This window comes from Demequina sp., assembly GCF_049841215.1.
GTDB lineage: Bacteria > Actinomycetota > Actinomycetes > Actinomycetales > Demequinaceae > Demequina.
Genome location: NZ_JASGEO010000013.1, coordinates 230,987 through 246,121 on the forward strand (window position 1 = coordinate 230,987; position 15,135 = coordinate 246,121).

The following is a 15,135-nucleotide window of genomic DNA, read 5'->3' on the forward strand; positions in this document are numbered from 1 at the left end:
GTCGGACCGCTAGACCGCCTTGAGCACCCCGGCGTTCGCGAGCGCATCGGCGCGCTCATTGCCAGGATCGCCCGCGTGGCCCTTCACCCATACCCACGAGATCTGGTGCCGCGTCATCTCCTCGTCCAGCGCCTGCCACAGCTCCACGTTCTTGACGGGCTTCTTGTCGCCCGTGCGCCAGCCGTTGCGCTTCCACCCGTGGATCCACTTGGTTGCGCCGTTCATGACGTAGGTGGAATCCACGTGCAGCGTCACCGCACACGGCTCCTTGAGCGCGCGCAGTCCCTCGATCACCGCGGTGAGTTCCATGCGGTTGTTGGTGGTGACCTTCTCGCCGCCGCAGAGTTCCCGCTCATGGGAGCCGTACTTCATCCAGGTTCCCCAACCGCCCACGCCGGGATTGCCCTTGCAGGCGCCATCGGTCCACATCTCGACACTTCGCAACGCATCTGACACGACGCCAATGTACCGACAGGAGTCAGACAGAATGGGCACATGGCCAAGAAGCACGAGGTGGGCGCCACTCCCGCCGTCCACACCCTTGTCGAGGCCGGCATCAATCACACGCTGCACCCTTACACGCATGACCCGAGCAGCGACCTCGGCTACGGGCTCGAGGCCGCCGCGGCCATCGGAGTGGACGCGGATCAGGTCTTCAAGACGCTGTGCGCATACGTGGATGGGCATCTGTCCGTGGGCATCGTGCCCGTGTCCGGCATGCTCGACCTCAAGGCGCTGGCTGCGGCCTTCGGAGGTAAGCGCGCCGAGATGGCGCCACCCGCAGATGCCGAGCGTTCCTCTGGCTACGTCGTCGGCGGTATCTCCCCCATCGGCCAGCGCAAGGCCCTACCCACCGCCCTCGATGAGACCGCGGAACTCTACGACGTCATCTACGTCAGCGGCGGGCGGCGCGGTCTCGACATCGGACTCGCGCCCGCAGACCTGGCGCGCATCACCGGGGCCATCATCGCGCCCATAGCGAAGGACGCCTAAGTGACCTGGGACTACGCCGCGCGCCTCACCGAGGTCAAGGCGCGCATCCACGCCGCCGAGGCCGCGTGCGGCAGGGCGGGCGCCGGGGTTCGGCTCTTGGTGGCCACCAAGTTCTGGGGGCCCGACGCTGTGGTCGCCGCAGTGCGCGCAGGCGCCACCTTGGTGGGCGAGAGCAGGATGCAGGAGCTCGAGGAGAAGGGCCCTGCGCTGCTTGGGGCGGGCGCCCGGGTGCATGTGATCGGCCAGTTGCAGCGCAATAAGGCCGCGACGGCGATCCGATACGCGCAGTGCGTGCAGACCGTGGACTCGCTCGCGCTCGCTGAGAGGCTCTCGCGGTTGTCGCTTGAGGCGGAACGCGATCTCGAGGTGATGATCCAGGTCAACGTGTCCGGCGAGGACACGAAGGCCGGGGTGAACGATGCAGAGGCCCTTGCCCTAGCGTCGGCCGTGCAGGGTTTACCAGGGCTTACGGTGACGGGCTTCATGACGATCGGGCTGAACTCGCGCGAAGAGGCGCCGGTGCGAGCGGGCTACGCGCGGTTGCGCGATATCCGCGATCAGGCGCTCATCCTCAGCGAGCGCGGGTCAATGCCGCTGAGCAGTGCCTGGGAGCTGTCGATGGGCATGTCCAACGACCTCGAGTGGGCGATCGCCGAGGGCGCGACGATGGTGCGCGTTGGCACCGCGGTGATGGGGCGCCGCCCGGCATAGCGTGCCCGCATCCTCCTCACCACCTGGGTTTAGGCACCTCACATGTACCAAATGGGCTGGAACGCGCTCGTTTAGGCAACTCACTAGTATTTTCACGTCCAGCCCGGCTGTGCACTACCCGGCGCCTGCTCCGGTCCCCGCTGATCGCGGAGCACAACTCAGCTGCCAAAACCACGGCCAGATCGTCCAATCGGTACATGTCAGATGCCAAAACCCTGGGGCGCGGCGACTTGTTCAGAAATCGGTTGTCAAGCTCGCTTGACAACGCTCCCCATGTCAAGCATCCTTGTTATGTCAAGGTCGCTTGACACCAAACCCAAGGGGAACACCATGAACGCCAAGCCCGCCACCAACCGGAACGCCCTCCTCGCCGCCCTGTCGAGCGCGGCCCTCGTGCTGCTAACTATCCACGCGAGCGAGAACGGCTCGTTCAGCGAGACAAGCACCTTCGTGGGCATGTTCGTAGGCGTAGCACTGGCCACTGCGGGCTACCTCATCGCCAAGCGCGTGATCCGCGGGCGCGAGCGCTGATGCGCAACGACGTCCGCGAAAACCGCGAGCGTACGGGCCTCTCCCAGGCCGCGCTTGGCGAGGCGCTTGGCGTATCTCGCCAAACGGTCAACTCCATTGAGACAGGCAAGTACGACCCCTCTCTCCCTCTAGCCATCGCCATCGCGCGCCACTTTCACACCACCGTCGAGGAGATCTTTCATGTCGACTAAGGCCCCATCCACGATCGCCAAAGTGACCGGGATTCTCTCCGGAGCCGCCGCCATCACCGTCATCGCCATCCTTGGCTACACAACGGACCACGGAAGCTTCGCCAAGGGAGCGATCATCGGCGGCGCGGCCGTGCTCATCGCGATGATCGTGCTGTGGTCCGGCGTGGGGCGATCAAGCACCGCCTCGCGCATGGCCTCTGGCCAGGCCGACGAACGCGAGCGCCACATCTTCCGCGAAGCGGCCGCGGACGCCGGGCTCGCGATGTTCGGCGCTGGCGTGGCCTGCGCCATCTGGGCGCTGTTCGACGCGGAGGCGATTGGCGTTGCGGGCATCGTCCTGTGGACCGGGCTCCTCACATGGGGCATCAGCATGATCGTGAGACTACGACGCGGATAGCCGGCGCTCATCTGTCGATATCGCGCCAACCCGTTCGTAGAGTTAGCGAAACGGAGGAAACATGACCGACTACATGCTCTCGATGTACTACCCCCAAGTTCCCAGCTCAGTCCCCGACAACATCCAAGAAATCATGGAGCGCGTCAACGCGCTCACGGCCCGCATGCGCGAGGCGGACGCCCTCGTGTGGACAGGCGGCCTTGAGTTTGCCGGCGCCGCACGCGTGGTCACCGCGGGCGAGCCGCCGCTCGTCACCGAGGGTCCGTATCTCGAAACCAACGAGGCCATTGGCGGGTTCTGGATTCTGCGTGCGGACTCCAGCGACGAGGCTCACGACTGGGCCGCCCAAGCCAGCGAGGCCGTGGGGCTACCCATTGAGGTGCGCGCGTTCCAAGGCTGACGCGAAAGTTCGGCGCGCCAAAGACAGGCAAGCCTTCCTAGCGCGCTTACCGCAACGCTTTCTACCCTTGACGCGTGATCGAAGAACACGTCGAAGAGGAGAACCTCTCCGCGCGCCTTAATTGGTTGCGCGCGGGGGTTCTCGGCGCGAACGACGGCGTGGTTTCCGTGGCCGCGCTGCTCGTTGGCGTCGCCGCCTCGGATCCGGCCGCGGGAGTGCTCGCCACCGCAGGCATCGCCGGCATTGCGGCGGGCGCCTTGAGCATGGGCATCGGCGAATACGTGTCCGTGTCCAGCCAGAGCGACTCCGAACGGGCGCAGCTCAAGCGAGAGCAGAGTTGGCAAGAGACGCGCCCAGACTGGGAACTGGAACAGTTGGTGCGGCTCAACATGGAGACGGGGATGTCAGAGGAGACCGCGCGCCGCGCGGCCACCGAGCAACACGACCACGACCCCGTCGCGATTCACGCCAAGATGCACCTTGGCATCGACCCCAACGAGATCGTGAACCCCTGGGCCGCCGGCATCGCGAGTTTCATCGCCTTCACGAGCGGCGGGCTGTTCCCGCTGGCCACGATGTTGCTCGCGCCAGAGACCGCGCGCATCCCAGCGACGTTCGCCGTGGTGATCGTCGCACTCGCCGTGACCGGCTTCGTCTCCGCGCGCCTTGGGCAATCGAAGCGGCGCATCGGCGTGCTGAGGAACGTCGTTGGCGGCGCGCTCGCAATGGCGATCACGTATGGAATCGGCACCCTGGTAGGCACCGCGGTCTAGGGGACGAGCCCTATCCAGGCCTCGCTAGCGAACTTGGTATCTACCAGGCCAGACGCTCGCTCGAGTTCGTGCGGACGCACAGTTCCCTGCGTGGTGGCATAGCGGCCCGCGAAGTAGGCAAGGAAGGCCTCGACGATCTGCTCTCTGGCCATGCCCGTCTGGCTGCGCAGCGGATCCACACGCTTGTTGGCGCTCTTGGTGCCCTTGTCGGAGAGCTTCTCGCGACCAATCCGCAGCACCTCGAGCATCGCGTCCGCGTCGATGTCATACGCCATCGTCACGTGGTGCAGTACAGCGCCTGAGGCGTAGCGCTTCTGGGCTGCACCCGCGATCTTGCCCGCCGGTGACGCGATGTCGTTCAGTGGAACGTAGGTGGCGTCGATTCCCAGTTCGCGGAGTGCCCCGATCACCCAGTCATCAAGGAACGCGTAAGAGCGCTCGAAGCTCAGCCCGTCCACGAGTGACGCTGGCAGGTAAAGCGAGTACGTGATCGTATTTCCCGGCTGAATGAACATTGCCCCGCCGCCGGAGACTCGCCGCGTCACCGTGATGTCATGCTTGCGGGCACCCTCCGCGTCCACCTCGTTGCGCAACGACTGGAACGAGCCAATGACCACGGCGTTGCGTTCCCATTCCCAGATGCGCAGCGTGGGCCCACGCTCTCCGTCGCCCACTGCCCTAGCGATGACCTCGTCGAGGGCCATCTGCAGGTGCGGCTCGCGGGGCTCATCGTGGATCACCTCAAACGTGTGGTGTTCCCAACCCGTGGCGTGCCCAAGTGCGCGCCGAACGGCGGTGGCCACAGCGTCGGCCGTGAAACCAACGAGCGTCGCGTCACCAAAGGCCTCGGCAACGAGAGCAGCGAGATCACGCGCCTTGGTGGCGACGGGCACGCCAACGAGCGCGCCATTGACCGCACCGATCGCCTCTGCGGGTTCGAGGAAGAAGTCCCCGGAGATGACCGCTGCGGCGATCGTGTCCCCTGCCTCGTTGAGCTCTAGATCTGCCGCGACAAGCTTGCCGCCCGGAACCTTGTATTCGCCGTGCATGATCTCGATTCTCCCAAGCCCTAGGGCTTGGGCGTGACGTCGAGCTTCAACAGCCCGTAGTGCAGCGCGTCCGTGAGCGCCTCCCACGAGGCTTCGATGATGTTGGGGCCCACGCCTACCGTGCGCCAGGCCAGCCCCGTCTCGGAGTCAACCGTGGTGATGAGCACGCGCGTCACCGCGTCCGTGCCGTGTGACGCATCCATGATGCGCACCTTGAAGTCAACGAGTTCAAACCGAGAGATCTCGGGGTAGACGCGCACGAGCGCGGTGCGCAGCGCGTGGTCGAGCGCGTTGACGGGACCATTGCCCTCTCCCACCGTGATGACGCGCTCTCCCCCGCCCGCGTGAAGTTTGATGACGGATTCGGCGTCCGCGTCGCGAGGGTTTCCAGGTGCCGAGGACACGCGAACGCGCCACGACTCCACGTCCCAGTACGCGGGCGATTGCCCCAGTTCAGAGCGCAGCAGCAACTCGAACGAAGCATCCGCTGCGTCGTAGGTGTAGCCAGATGCCTCGGCGTTCTTGACGCGCTCCGTGACCCGGCCCAAGAGATCCGCTTGACCAGAGAGGTCAAAGCCAAGCTCCTTGCCCTTGAGCTCGATCGATGCCCGGCCTGCCATCTCGGACACGAGCATGCGCATGTCGTTGCCCACAAATTCGGGCTGAGTGTGCTGGTAAAGGTCCGGATCCACCTTGATGGCCGAGGCGTGCAGCCCCGCCTTGTGGGCAAAGGCCGAGGCGCCGACGTAGGGCTGGCGAGCGTACGGGGCGATGTTCGTGATCTCGGAGATCGCGTGGGAGATGCGCGTGGCCTCGGCGAGGCCATTTCCGCGCAAGGCCACCGCGCCGCGCTTGATCTCGAGATTCGCGACCACCGCCACGAGGTCCGCATTTCCCGTGCGCTCGCCGTAGCCGTTGACGCACCCTTGGACGTGGCGCGCGCCTGCCGCAACGGCCGCCATCGAGTTCGCGACCGCGCACCCGGAATCGTTGTGCGCGTGCATGCCCAAGGGCGTCCCCACGCGGGAGGCGACGGCCGCAACGATCTCAGCCACGCCGTCGGGCAGCATGCCACCGTTCGTGTCACACAGGCACAGCGTGGAGGCTCCGCCCGCTTCCGCGGCGAGCAGCGCGCGCACCGCGTATTCCGGGTCAAAGCGGTAGCCGTCGAAGAAGTGCTCGGCGTCGAGGATCACGCGGCGGCCCTCGCCCGCGAGGAAGGAGACGGTCTCCTCGATCATCGCGAGGTTCTCGTCTCCAGAGACCCTCAGCGCGCGTTCCGCATGCCGGATGTCGCTTTTGGCAACCAAGGTGATGATGGGCGCCTCGGAATCGAGCAGCGCCCGCACCTGGGGGTCCGCGGCCGCCGTGGAGCCCGCGCGGCGCGTCATGCCGAACGCCGCAAACTGCGCGTTCTTGAAGGTCAGTTCTTTGTGAACCAGGGCAAAGAACTCGGTGTCCTTGGGCACGGCGCCCGGCCAACCGCCCTCGATGATGCCAACGCCAAGCTCGTCCAGGAGGGGTGCAATCGCCATCTTGTCCGCGACGGACAGGTTCATGCCCTCTTGCTGCGCGCCATCGCGCAGCGTGGTGTCGTAGACCTCAACGGTGAGATCGGACATCGTGTGCTCCTTCTGGTTGTGCGGCGGCCTCATCCCAACAAAAAAGCCCCCCAGGGTGCGGGAGGCTGCGCGTCGGGGGTTGGCCGACGCGCTACGGAATGATGATCGCGGTAAACATCGTTGTCATTCTGGCACAGCTTTGGCCGTTGGCATATGCCCGACGCTCACCTGGCTTCCGTACGTAGCCTCGCGGCAATCTCGGGAACGTCGCGCAACTCGCCGGAGGCGACGGCCATGACGAGGTCGAAGAGTTCGTCGTTGGTCAGACTCAGGCCCTCTCCGTTGATGTCGAGGAAGACCGACATGGCAATGGCGGCTATCCGCTTGTTGCCGTCGACGAGGGCGTGGTTGAGACAGAGCGAGTGCATCAGCGCGGCCGCCTTGAGGTGAAGGCTCGGGTAGGCGTCGACACCCATAAGCGTGGTCTGAGGGCGCTCGACGGCAGACTTCAGTAGACCGGGGTCGCGCACTGGCCCGATTCCTTCCGCGTGCACCATGTCGACGACGTGGCGGTACTGCAGGTAGCGCGTCATCTAGACGGATCCCAGGCGATCGAGCGCGTCGCGATAGCGCGCGACCGTCCTCGCGTACGCGTCGGTCACGTCGGCGTCGAGGTCGGTGCCGGAGTCCGCAGCCTCAAGCGCTCGCACCACCGCCTCCGTCTTCGACACGCCCCACCGCTCGGCAAGCCTCGTGAGCATCTGGTCGTGCCGTTCCTCAAGTCTGAGTGTCATAGCCATACTTCCTTGATACCACTCTGGTATCACTCTGTCGAGATCCCACCGTTGCACGACGTTGCTTTGTGCTGTCAAGACACGTGGGGAACGTCGCGCCGCTGGCGGCGGACCAGCCGTGTCAGCCGCTCGTGGCAGACTCGCACCCTTGGGAGGTGTGAGTTGAGCAAGTGGCCACAGACGCTTGAGGCGCTGATGCGCGATCGCGGGCGCGAACTCTACGGGTACGCGTTCGCGCTAACGGAGAGCCGCGATGAGGCAAATCTTCTGGTCAAGGAGGCCCTGTACCGCACGTTCCGTCGCGGGAAAGGGCCAGCGACCATAGACGAGGCCGACTCATCGGTTCGAGACCACATGCTCGCGCTGTCTCCCGAAGAGCGCGTGCTCGCCGTGACCGACCCCTCCCACAACAAGTCCGCTGAGGAATCAATCGCCGCGGGCATCGAATCGCTCGGTAGCCGCAACATGCAGGATGTGATCGGGCCCACCAGACGCCGAGCCCGCAAGCATCGGCGCAATGTTGCCTTCGCCTGGACTGGGATCGCAGTGGTCACGATTGGCGCCGTGTGGATCGCCACCGCAGTGATCACCAACGATCCCGCGCCAGAGCCGTCGCCCTCCGGGATCGTGGTGCCCGCCGGCACCATGGATGCCACCTACCTCTTGTCCGAGGCCAGCAACCGGGCGCCTGGCTCTCAGTACCCGGGACCGCCCGGCCTCAAATGCGACGTTGGCGACGAGAACCCCCACCTGGATCGGGGCACTGCCGCAGCCGTCACCGCGGAGTGCATCACCCTGTGGATCACCGCAGATCTGGCCCTGGAGCTCACGTCGGAAGTCAGCGTCGACACAACGGCGGGCACCGTCACCTTGAACTGGAGCGTCGCGAACGAGTCGTACCCCGTACTCCTCGACCGCGCAGGAATCATCGGCGTTCTCACCACCGGCTCAGAGGGGTTCGCGCAAGACGTGTCCCATACGGACACCACCCTTGCCGCAACCACCACCTGGACGTCCGCGTCAACAGAGTTGGGGCTTCTCAACTCGAGCGAGGACCTCGCGGTACTGACCGCCGACACGCCACTTGAGGGCTCGACTACATGGAATGCAAGCGACAGCACCCTGGTCGCGAGCGCCATAGCCGGCGAGACCCCCTTCGCGCTCACTCTGCAGCTGCGCATAGGCCCCACAAGCGACGCACCCGCCACCGAGCTGCTCATCTCACTCGGAGCCAGCACCACGTACGTCATCCAGGATGACGAGGTTGAGATCTCCTCGACAACCAACTGACGGCACCCCCAACCCCACACTTCGCCCGCCGCGTGCGTCCTTGCCAGTGAGACAATCACCATGGTTGGGAGGCAGGGCTCGTGAGCACGTGGGCAGAGACGCTTGACACGCTCGTTCGCGAGCGCGGAGGCGCGCTGTACGGTTACGCATTCGTGCTCACTGGAGACCACCACGCCGCCGACGACCTCCTCCAAGACGCCCTCGTTCGCGCCTTCCGACGAGGCCGCGGCACCATGCCGCTCGACGCCGCCCACGCCTACGTCAAGCGAGCCATGCAGACGGCGCTCATCGACGGCCACCGCCGCGCCAGCGCACGGCCCAAACCCGACCACCGCCAAGCGGACGCCACGGCGCCAGACCCCACCACAGCGTCGGACACACGAACGGCGCTTCACGAGGCCGTCCTTGCCCTGCCGCCGCGTGAACGCACGTGCGTGGTGATGCGGTATTTCGACGGCCTCAACGCCACCCAGATCGCGCACGAGCTGGGCCTGCAGCCCGGCACCGTGCGCCGGTACCTGGCCGACGGCGTGGGCACCTTGTCCCGCACGCACAGTGAGTTTGGGCTCGCGCAAGAAGACATAGAACCGGAAGAGAGCATCACCGTGGTGGTGCAGAGCAAGGAGGCGCGGCGATGAGTCAGCAGCTGAAGGACGCGCTGAGCCAGGCGGAGCACGCCGGCCGCGTGGAGTTCGCCACGCGCGACGCCGACGACGTCATCGTTCCTGCTACCAGGCGGGTGAGGCGTCAGCGGGCGATGGTCGCAACGGGAAGCGCACTCGGCGTCGCAGTGATCGCGGGCGGCATCGTGTGGGGGGCGGAGGCGTATGGGCCCGCGGGGCCCGGAACCGTGGACCCTGCAGGGAGTGCGAACCCGAGCGGAACCGCCAACACCGAGGTGCCGGAGGTGCCGTGGTCAACGCTGCAATTGGCGGCAATCGCGGAGCCGCGCAAGCAAGGCGAACTGCGCGAGGACTCCGTGGCGGGCATGATCTGCAACCACGACAGCCCCACCGACGATCCCCGCGTGTATGTGCGCGAGGCCCACAACGACACCATCAGTCACGCCCTGTTCTTCACGGATTGCGCGCCAGTGTGGTTCAAGCACGGACCAGCGACCACGGATTCAGAAGCATTCGTGTCAATGGGAGATTCGCTCGAGTTGGCTAGCCAGGCAACGATTCACAATGTCTCCGCGAACAGCATTGCGATTGACCGTGATTCGATCTTCATGTGGGTGGAATCGGCGCCTGCAAAGGCAAGCGACGGATCCGCAGACACCTACGCGGGCGCGGTGATTGGCACGTCCATGTGGGACACGAGCGGCTATGTGACCGCGCTGCTGGATTCGTCGACCGCCACCACGGTCATCGAACCCGGCGAGGCGCTCGTGGCCGCCGAGGCTGCCGCTGGCGTCCCCGGCGGGAGCGCCGCGCTCTCGAACCTGCTCAAGAACGGCCAGCCGTTCACCGTCACCTTCTGGGCACGCGTTCACGAGGAGAACCCGTCTGGCGATGCGACGTATTTGATCCAACTGGGAGCGGCTCACGAGTATTTGCAGGCAGGGAATTAGTTCACCCTTCCGTTGGCGAAGTGAGGAATGCCACTCCTGCGCGCCTTGACGGCTATTTCCCTATTAGCCCATTCCTTCTACGCTCATAAGCGAGGTAACTCCCGCAACTGAGGGCTGGAGGGCTGATGCTGGGGAAACTGGGGGCGCCATGACGTCTCAACTGAAGCGCGTCACCATATTCGACGCGGATGCCGCGCTCGCACGGAGCCTCGCCGCCCTGCTCGAGGGCGAGGGGTTCGAGGCGCGCGCCACCGCAGACCCTCAGGAGTTCGCGGACTGGGCCGATTCGTGGCTGCCAGCTCTTGCGTTCGTCGACATTGTGGACGACGCCGACGGCGCAATGACCGTTCTTGACCGCATGGCGAAGGGCCGGTCGCGCGCAGGCGTTGTGCTCATGTGCGGCTCGAGCCGCGGCGGCATTCGCGCGGCCCGCGAGTTTGGGGCCGCGCAAGGACTGGTGCACGCGGGGCTGCTGCGGAAGCCGTTCAGCAAGGGCCACGTGCTCATGGCCCTGGCCCGCAATCCTCATGCCCTAGAAACGGTGGAACGCGTCGCCGACCCGCTCGACGGGTGGAGCGAAGAGCAACTTGCCGAGGCCCTGCACCACGCCATCGACCACAACGAACTGCGCAACGTCTATCAGCCCAAGATCTCGTGCACGGATGGAAGGCCCGTTGGCTTCGAGGCGCTCGCGCGCTGGGACCACCCAACACTCGGTCATATTCCGCCAAGCACGTTCATCCCGTATGCCGACGCGCAAGGGTTGTTACGGACCATCACGGAAGCGGTCACCGCAAACGCGCTCGAGTGGCTGGGGACGGCCCGTGCGGGCAGCCGCGAGCGCATTTCCATCAACTACTCGCCTGCTGAACTCAAGGACGCGGATCAGTTGCGCGAACTGCGCGACCAGTGCGCGCGGCACGGCGTGGCACCGGAGCGCGTGGCGCTAGAACTGAGCCACACCTCCGCCCTGACTGACGATCCCGCCATGCTTGCCGCGCTGCGCGGCCTCGATAACGACGGCTTCCACCTCATCATCGACGACTTTGGCACGGGCTACTCCACCGCGGCACGCCTTGCCGCCCTCCCGTTCAACGAGGTGAAGATCGACACCCGGTTTGTTCGCAAGTGCCAGCGCTCGGACGCGGCGAGCGCTCTTGTCGAGTCCCTCGTCATGACGGCTCGCGATCTCGACATCGAGTGCACCGGCGAGGGCGTGGAAAACCAGCAAATCCTCGACAAGCTGGTGGGGTGGAGATGCGATTACGCGCAGGGCTACTACATCGCGCGCCCCATGCCCGCGGACGAGATGGACGTGTGGCTTCGCGCCCAGCTCTAAGCCTCAGCGCCCGTTGAGCCGCGCTCGGAGGCCGGGCCACTCGGGCAGGTAGCGCGTCATGATCGCCTTGAAGGCTGGGCCGTGCCCCCGCTCGTACAGGTGCGTGAGTTCGTGCACGATGACGTATTCGAGGAGCTCGTCATCGCGCCGGGCAAGCTCAAGCGCGAGCGTGATGTGCCGCCTCTGCGTGTTGCATGTGCCCCACCGCGAGCGCATCCGCCGCACCGAGTAGGTGGGCGGCACCAACCCCATGCGGTCTGCCCAGTACTCCACGAGCGGCCCAATCTTGGCGTACAGCACCGGCCGCAACTCCTCTGGCACCGGCTCCGCCTCGGGCAAAGAAGGCGCGGAGGCCATCCGCTCCTGATGCTTGACGATCCATGCCCGCTTCTCGAGCACAAAGCGTGCAATGTCCCGTTCGCTCACGTGACGTGGGGCAGTAACCGCAACCCGGCCGTCGGGCGGCAAGACGCGAATGCGCGTGTACTTCACGGGCTTTCGCGTCACCGTGTAGGCGGGCAGGTTCATGCGTGAAGCGTACGTGGTGCGGCTGACACCTAGGCGGCGACCGGCACCTTCGCCTTGCGCGGTTTCACGAACGCGGCGAGCAACGGGATGAGGCTCAGCACCGCCCACACCACCGTGAGCGGAAGGTAGAGCAGCCACACGAAACCGGCGTCCACGATGGGCGTCACCGCGGTCCAGATCATCCACCAGGCCATCAGTGCGAACGCAGCCTCCGCCACCACGGCGAGGATCACAAACCAGCTGGGGCGGCCGTAGCGCTTCTGGAAGCGGTCGTAGCCGATGAAGCGCAACAGGAACGCGATGACAACCGGGAAGCCGATGAGCACTGCTCCAAACAGCGCGTCCGTCCCTGCCTGCAGCCAGCTCTCGGCCGGCGTGGCGGGATCGGCGAGTTCGTCCACGTCAACGGTGAGGTAGTTAATGACCCCCACCGCGAATGCGCCCAGCAAGAAGGCGACCGTGCCGATCACCGGGATCCAGCGCAGCGTGCTCTTGTGTTCCGTTGTGTCCATGCTCTACCCCTCGAGATTGCTCGCCGCCCTCGCAGCGATCCAGTCCAGTGCCTGTGGTGCGGCCGTCATCACACCGATATGCCCCGCTCCCTGGACCTCCAGGAGCTCAGCACCGTCGATGCGCGTGGCCAACCAGCGGCCGTGTGCCGCTGGCACCACCCTATCCTCCATGCCATGTACCAGGAGTGTTGGCACCCGAATGTCGCTGGGGTCGAATCCCCAGTCGCCAACGCTTGCCACGTCGTCGTCGATGAAGGGCTCCGGCCCGCTCGCCTCCGCGAGTCCCACCACGTGGTTGAACCATGCCCACTCGCCGTTCAGCAGAGCCCAGTCGCTGTCTGTGAACATGCTCGGGTCAAACTCGGCGGTTTCGAGGTGGGCGCGGAGTTCTGCGGCACCAAGCGTTGCAGCCCGCAGTTCCGCCTCGCCGCCCCGGTTGAGACCAGCGAACCAATCAAGTCCGCGTGCGCCCATGGGCGCGAGGCCGCTCATGCTCACGGCCGCGACCACGCGGTCAGGGGTGAGCGCCGCACACGCCAGCGCATGCGCTCCCCCGCCGCTGTGGCCAAGCACGGCGTAGCGCTCAAGGTCCAGTGCGTCCGCCACGGCTTGAGCATCAAAGGCCGCCTGCCCGACGCTGCGGCCGGGTTGGGCGCTTGACCCGCCATAGCCTGGGCGGTCGTACCCCACCCATCGCAGCCCGCGAGCAGCGGCCGCCTCAAAGAGCGGCGCCGGTGGCTCTCCCACGTTGGGACTGCCGTGATGCCAGATGATCGCGAGGTGGTCTGTGGCGTCTGGCGTGACGTCGTAGAACTGAAGTTCCCTACCATCCCCCAGCGTGACTGTGCCTGTGCGCATAGGGCGACCCTAGCGTCGGGCCGTGCCTAGATGATGGGCGTGATGGGGCGCCGCTTGCCGAACACAAAACCGACGATCAAGATCCCGAGGCTCACGACGAACCAAATCACGCACATCCAAATGAACACGAGGAAGCCGGTGCCGACGCGCACGGAGTTCGCGGTGGCCACCCACAGCACCCAGAGGGCGATCACGAGGAAGATGGCCTCGAGCACCAGGGCGGGGATGCGCAGCCACGCGGGCTGGCCGTAACGGTCCTCGAGCCGGCGGTAGGCGAAGTAGCGCATGACGGCGCCGAAGAACGCGCCCGCTCCGCCGATGAGCGCCACCATCACGATCGCCGCGCCAGCCGCGAGCCAGCTGTCGGGGACGTCGTCGAGGGAGACGTCGGCGCTGGGGACAAAGCGGCCGCGCATTGTGGCGCCCGTGATGAATGCGCCGACGAGCAGAAGCAGCCAGGCGTAGAACGGAGCGAGTTTGAGGCTCGTGAGCGAGGTCATCATTGATCCCCTTGGTGAAGCGCTTCGATAGTGCGTGTAGAAGCGATGCTAGCAGGGGTTGTGCGGGCGCTCTACTGCTGCTGGACGCGCTCCGGGTTCTTGGTGAGCTCGCGGAGTTCCTCAGCCGTAGTGCGCGTGCCGTAAGCGGGCGTGTCGCGCTCCACGCGCCACGATTCGCTGAGGTTACCTAGGTCAACGGTGTCGAAGCCGATGTCGCTGAGGAAGGCTTCTACCTGGTGCTTCGCTGCAGCATCGTTGCCCGCGATGGGCAGAGCCCTCCGATTGGCCGCTCCGGCGGGAAGGCCTGCGGTGGGGATCTGGTCCGCGTAGATGTTGTTGAAGGCCTTCACCACGAAGCTCTCCGGGAGGTGCGCCTGGAGCAGCTCGCTCGTGGTGCTGCTGTTGGTGTCGAGGGCCTCGATGCGGCCGTCTCGCTGCGGGTAGTAGTTATTGGCGTCCATGACGACCTTGCCCGCGAGCTCGTGGACTGGGACGCCGTCGATCTTGCCTAGTGGGACGGCGACAAGCACGAAGTCGCCCTTGGTCGCCGCCTCCGTGGCGGTGGCCGCCGTTGCCTTGGGGCCGAGTTCGTCGATGAGGTTCGTGAGGGTCTCCGGTCCGCGGCTGTTGGAGATAACGACGTCCTAACCAGCTCTGATAGCTGCGCGTGCCACGTTCGAGCCGATGTTGCCTGCGCCGATAATGCCTATTGTTGTCATGCGCGAGGCAACGTGGGGTCTTCCGTGTCCATTCCTTGGGGCTGCGCGCGGCCTGGCACGTCGATGGGGTACTTAGCGGCTAACGCGGTACCTACCAGGGCCGACGCTGCGGTTGCGATCGCGGCCCACCGCACGTCCGCGAGCCACCAGGCCGTGGCGCCGGCGAGGAGCAGTACGAGCCGCGTGATCACTTTTGCGGGGGTTGGCAGCGGTCGGGGCGCCTTTGGCGAGAGCGTGAGGCTCCAGAACACCGAGACGAAGAACGGGACGCCCAGCCCAACGAGCCAGCCCCAGAAGTGCGGGAAGGAGGTGTAGCCCCACCAGAACATGCCGGCATACATCGCCAGCTCTGCCAGGAAGACGAGGGTGCCGCCGAGCCACTTCATGGTGGTTAGTTTGGCATGGCGTGTTGTGG

The 15,135-nt window shown here is 65.8% G+C and carries 22 protein-coding genes; 11 read left to right on the forward strand and 11 right to left on the reverse strand.

Going from position 1 to position 15,135, the window contains the following annotated elements:
- Window positions 1–9 precede the first annotated feature (9 nt).
- The gene (gene rnhA / locus QM618_RS07030) at window positions 10–429 is read right to left on the reverse strand and encodes a ribonuclease HI (RefSeq protein ID WP_428096479.1); all 420 of its coding nucleotides are present in this window, start codon (window positions 427–429) and stop codon (window positions 10–12) included.
- A 66-nt stretch (window positions 430–495) separates the two neighbouring features.
- Between rnhA and ybaK the strand changes: the two genes are divergently transcribed.
- The 7 genes from ybaK to QM618_RS07065 all read left to right on the forward strand — a co-directional run bounded on the left by ybaK (window position 496) and on the right by QM618_RS07065 (window position 3,996).
- Complete coding sequence (gene ybaK, locus QM618_RS07035; RefSeq protein WP_428096068.1) at window positions 496–993, forward strand: Cys-tRNA(Pro) deacylase; 498 nt, start codon at window positions 496–498, stop codon at window positions 991–993.
- Entirely contained in the window at window positions 994–1,704 is a 711-nt protein-coding gene (locus QM618_RS07040; protein ID WP_428096070.1) for a YggS family pyridoxal phosphate-dependent enzyme, read from the forward strand.
- A gap of 330 nt (window positions 1,705–2,034) precedes the next feature.
- Window positions 2,035–2,235 (forward strand): hypothetical protein, encoded by a 201-nt coding sequence (locus QM618_RS07045; RefSeq protein ID WP_428096072.1) that lies wholly within the window; start codon window positions 2,035–2,037, stop codon window positions 2,233–2,235.
- Entirely contained in the window at window positions 2,235–2,426 is a 192-nt protein-coding gene (locus QM618_RS07050) for a helix-turn-helix transcriptional regulator (RefSeq protein WP_428096074.1), read from the forward strand. The genes QM618_RS07045 and QM618_RS07050 overlap by 1 nt, the downstream gene beginning before the upstream one ends.
- Entirely contained in the window at window positions 2,416–2,823 is a 408-nt protein-coding gene (locus tag QM618_RS07055; RefSeq protein ID WP_428096076.1) for a hypothetical protein, read from the forward strand. Before QM618_RS07050 ends, QM618_RS07055 begins: the two co-directional genes overlap by 11 nt.
- Before the next feature lie 61 nt (window positions 2,824–2,884).
- Window positions 2,885–3,223: a YciI family protein gene (locus QM618_RS07060; RefSeq protein WP_428096078.1), complete on the forward strand. Its 339-nt coding sequence runs from the start codon at window positions 2,885–2,887 to the stop codon at window positions 3,221–3,223.
- 74 nt (window positions 3,224–3,297) lie between these two features.
- Window positions 3,298–3,996 (forward strand): VIT1/CCC1 transporter family protein, encoded by a 699-nt coding sequence (locus QM618_RS07065; protein WP_428096080.1) that lies wholly within the window; start codon window positions 3,298–3,300, stop codon window positions 3,994–3,996.
- On the opposite strand, the gene QM618_RS07070 is transcribed toward QM618_RS07065, so the two are convergent.
- The 4 genes from QM618_RS07070 to QM618_RS07085 all read right to left on the reverse strand — a co-directional run bounded on the left by QM618_RS07070 (window position 3,993) and on the right by QM618_RS07085 (window position 7,401).
- Entirely contained in the window at window positions 3,993–5,045 is a 1,053-nt protein-coding gene (locus QM618_RS07070; RefSeq protein WP_428096082.1) for a lipoate--protein ligase family protein, read from the reverse strand. The two genes, QM618_RS07065 and QM618_RS07070, sit on opposite strands and share 4 nt — an antisense overlap.
- A gap of 20 nt (window positions 5,046–5,065) precedes the next feature.
- Window positions 5,066–6,667 carry a citramalate synthase gene (gene cimA, locus QM618_RS07075; protein ID WP_428096084.1) on the reverse strand — a complete coding sequence of 534 codons (1,602 nt, stop codon included), beginning with the start codon at window positions 6,665–6,667 and terminating at the stop codon, window positions 5,066–5,068.
- Window positions 6,668–6,831: 164 nt separating this feature from the next.
- Window positions 6,832–7,200 (reverse strand): type II toxin-antitoxin system death-on-curing family toxin, encoded by a 369-nt coding sequence (locus QM618_RS07080; RefSeq protein WP_428096086.1) that lies wholly within the window; start codon window positions 7,198–7,200, stop codon window positions 6,832–6,834.
- Entirely contained in the window at window positions 7,201–7,401 is a 201-nt protein-coding gene (locus QM618_RS07085) for a hypothetical protein (protein WP_428096088.1), read from the reverse strand. It abuts the gene before it with no gap.
- Window positions 7,402–7,563: 162 nt separating this feature from the next.
- On the opposite strand from QM618_RS07085, the gene QM618_RS07090 reads away from it, so the two are divergent.
- From QM618_RS07090 to QM618_RS07105, 4 genes are all read left to right on the forward strand, one after another.
- Window positions 7,564–8,691, forward strand: coding sequence for a hypothetical protein (locus QM618_RS07090; protein ID WP_428096090.1), 1,128 nt, complete (start codon window positions 7,564–7,566; stop codon window positions 8,689–8,691).
- Window positions 8,692–8,771: 80 nt separating this feature from the next.
- Complete coding sequence (locus tag QM618_RS07095; protein WP_428096091.1) at window positions 8,772–9,329, forward strand: sigma-70 family RNA polymerase sigma factor; 558 nt, start codon at window positions 8,772–8,774, stop codon at window positions 9,327–9,329.
- Window positions 9,326–10,264 carry a hypothetical protein gene (locus QM618_RS07100; protein ID WP_428096093.1) on the forward strand — a complete coding sequence of 313 codons (939 nt, stop codon included), beginning with the start codon at window positions 9,326–9,328 and terminating at the stop codon, window positions 10,262–10,264. Before QM618_RS07095 ends, QM618_RS07100 begins: the two co-directional genes overlap by 4 nt.
- Window positions 10,265–10,412: 148 nt before the next feature.
- Complete coding sequence (locus QM618_RS07105) at window positions 10,413–11,603, forward strand: EAL domain-containing protein (RefSeq protein WP_428096095.1); 1,191 nt, start codon at window positions 10,413–10,415, stop codon at window positions 11,601–11,603.
- A gap of 3 nt (window positions 11,604–11,606) precedes the next feature.
- Here QM618_RS07105 and QM618_RS07110 read toward each other — a convergent pair whose 3' ends face one another.
- The 6 genes from QM618_RS07110 to QM618_RS07135 form a co-directional block, all read right to left on the reverse strand.
- On the reverse strand, window positions 11,607–12,131 hold the full coding sequence (locus QM618_RS07110; RefSeq protein ID WP_428096097.1) for a M48 family metallopeptidase: 525 nt from the start codon (window positions 12,129–12,131) through the stop codon (window positions 11,607–11,609).
- Between the two features lie 29 nt (window positions 12,132–12,160).
- Complete coding sequence (locus QM618_RS07115) at window positions 12,161–12,643, reverse strand: hypothetical protein (protein ID WP_428096099.1); 483 nt, start codon at window positions 12,641–12,643, stop codon at window positions 12,161–12,163.
- A 3-nt stretch (window positions 12,644–12,646) separates the two neighbouring features.
- Complete coding sequence (locus QM618_RS07120; protein WP_428096101.1) at window positions 12,647–13,501, reverse strand: alpha/beta hydrolase; 855 nt, start codon at window positions 13,499–13,501, stop codon at window positions 12,647–12,649.
- Window positions 13,502–13,527: 26 nt separating this feature from the next.
- The gene (locus tag QM618_RS07125; protein WP_428096103.1) at window positions 13,528–14,001 is read right to left on the reverse strand and encodes a hypothetical protein; all 474 of its coding nucleotides are present in this window, start codon (window positions 13,999–14,001) and stop codon (window positions 13,528–13,530) included.
- A gap of 71 nt (window positions 14,002–14,072) precedes the next feature.
- The gene (locus tag QM618_RS07130; RefSeq protein ID WP_428096483.1) at window positions 14,073–14,636 is read right to left on the reverse strand and encodes an NADPH-dependent F420 reductase; all 564 of its coding nucleotides are present in this window, start codon (window positions 14,634–14,636) and stop codon (window positions 14,073–14,075) included.
- Window positions 14,637–14,716: 80 nt separating this feature from the next.
- On the reverse strand, window positions 14,717–15,106 hold the full coding sequence (locus QM618_RS07135) for a YrdB family protein (protein WP_428096105.1): 390 nt from the start codon (window positions 15,104–15,106) through the stop codon (window positions 14,717–14,719).
- Window positions 15,107–15,135 lie beyond the last annotated feature (29 nt).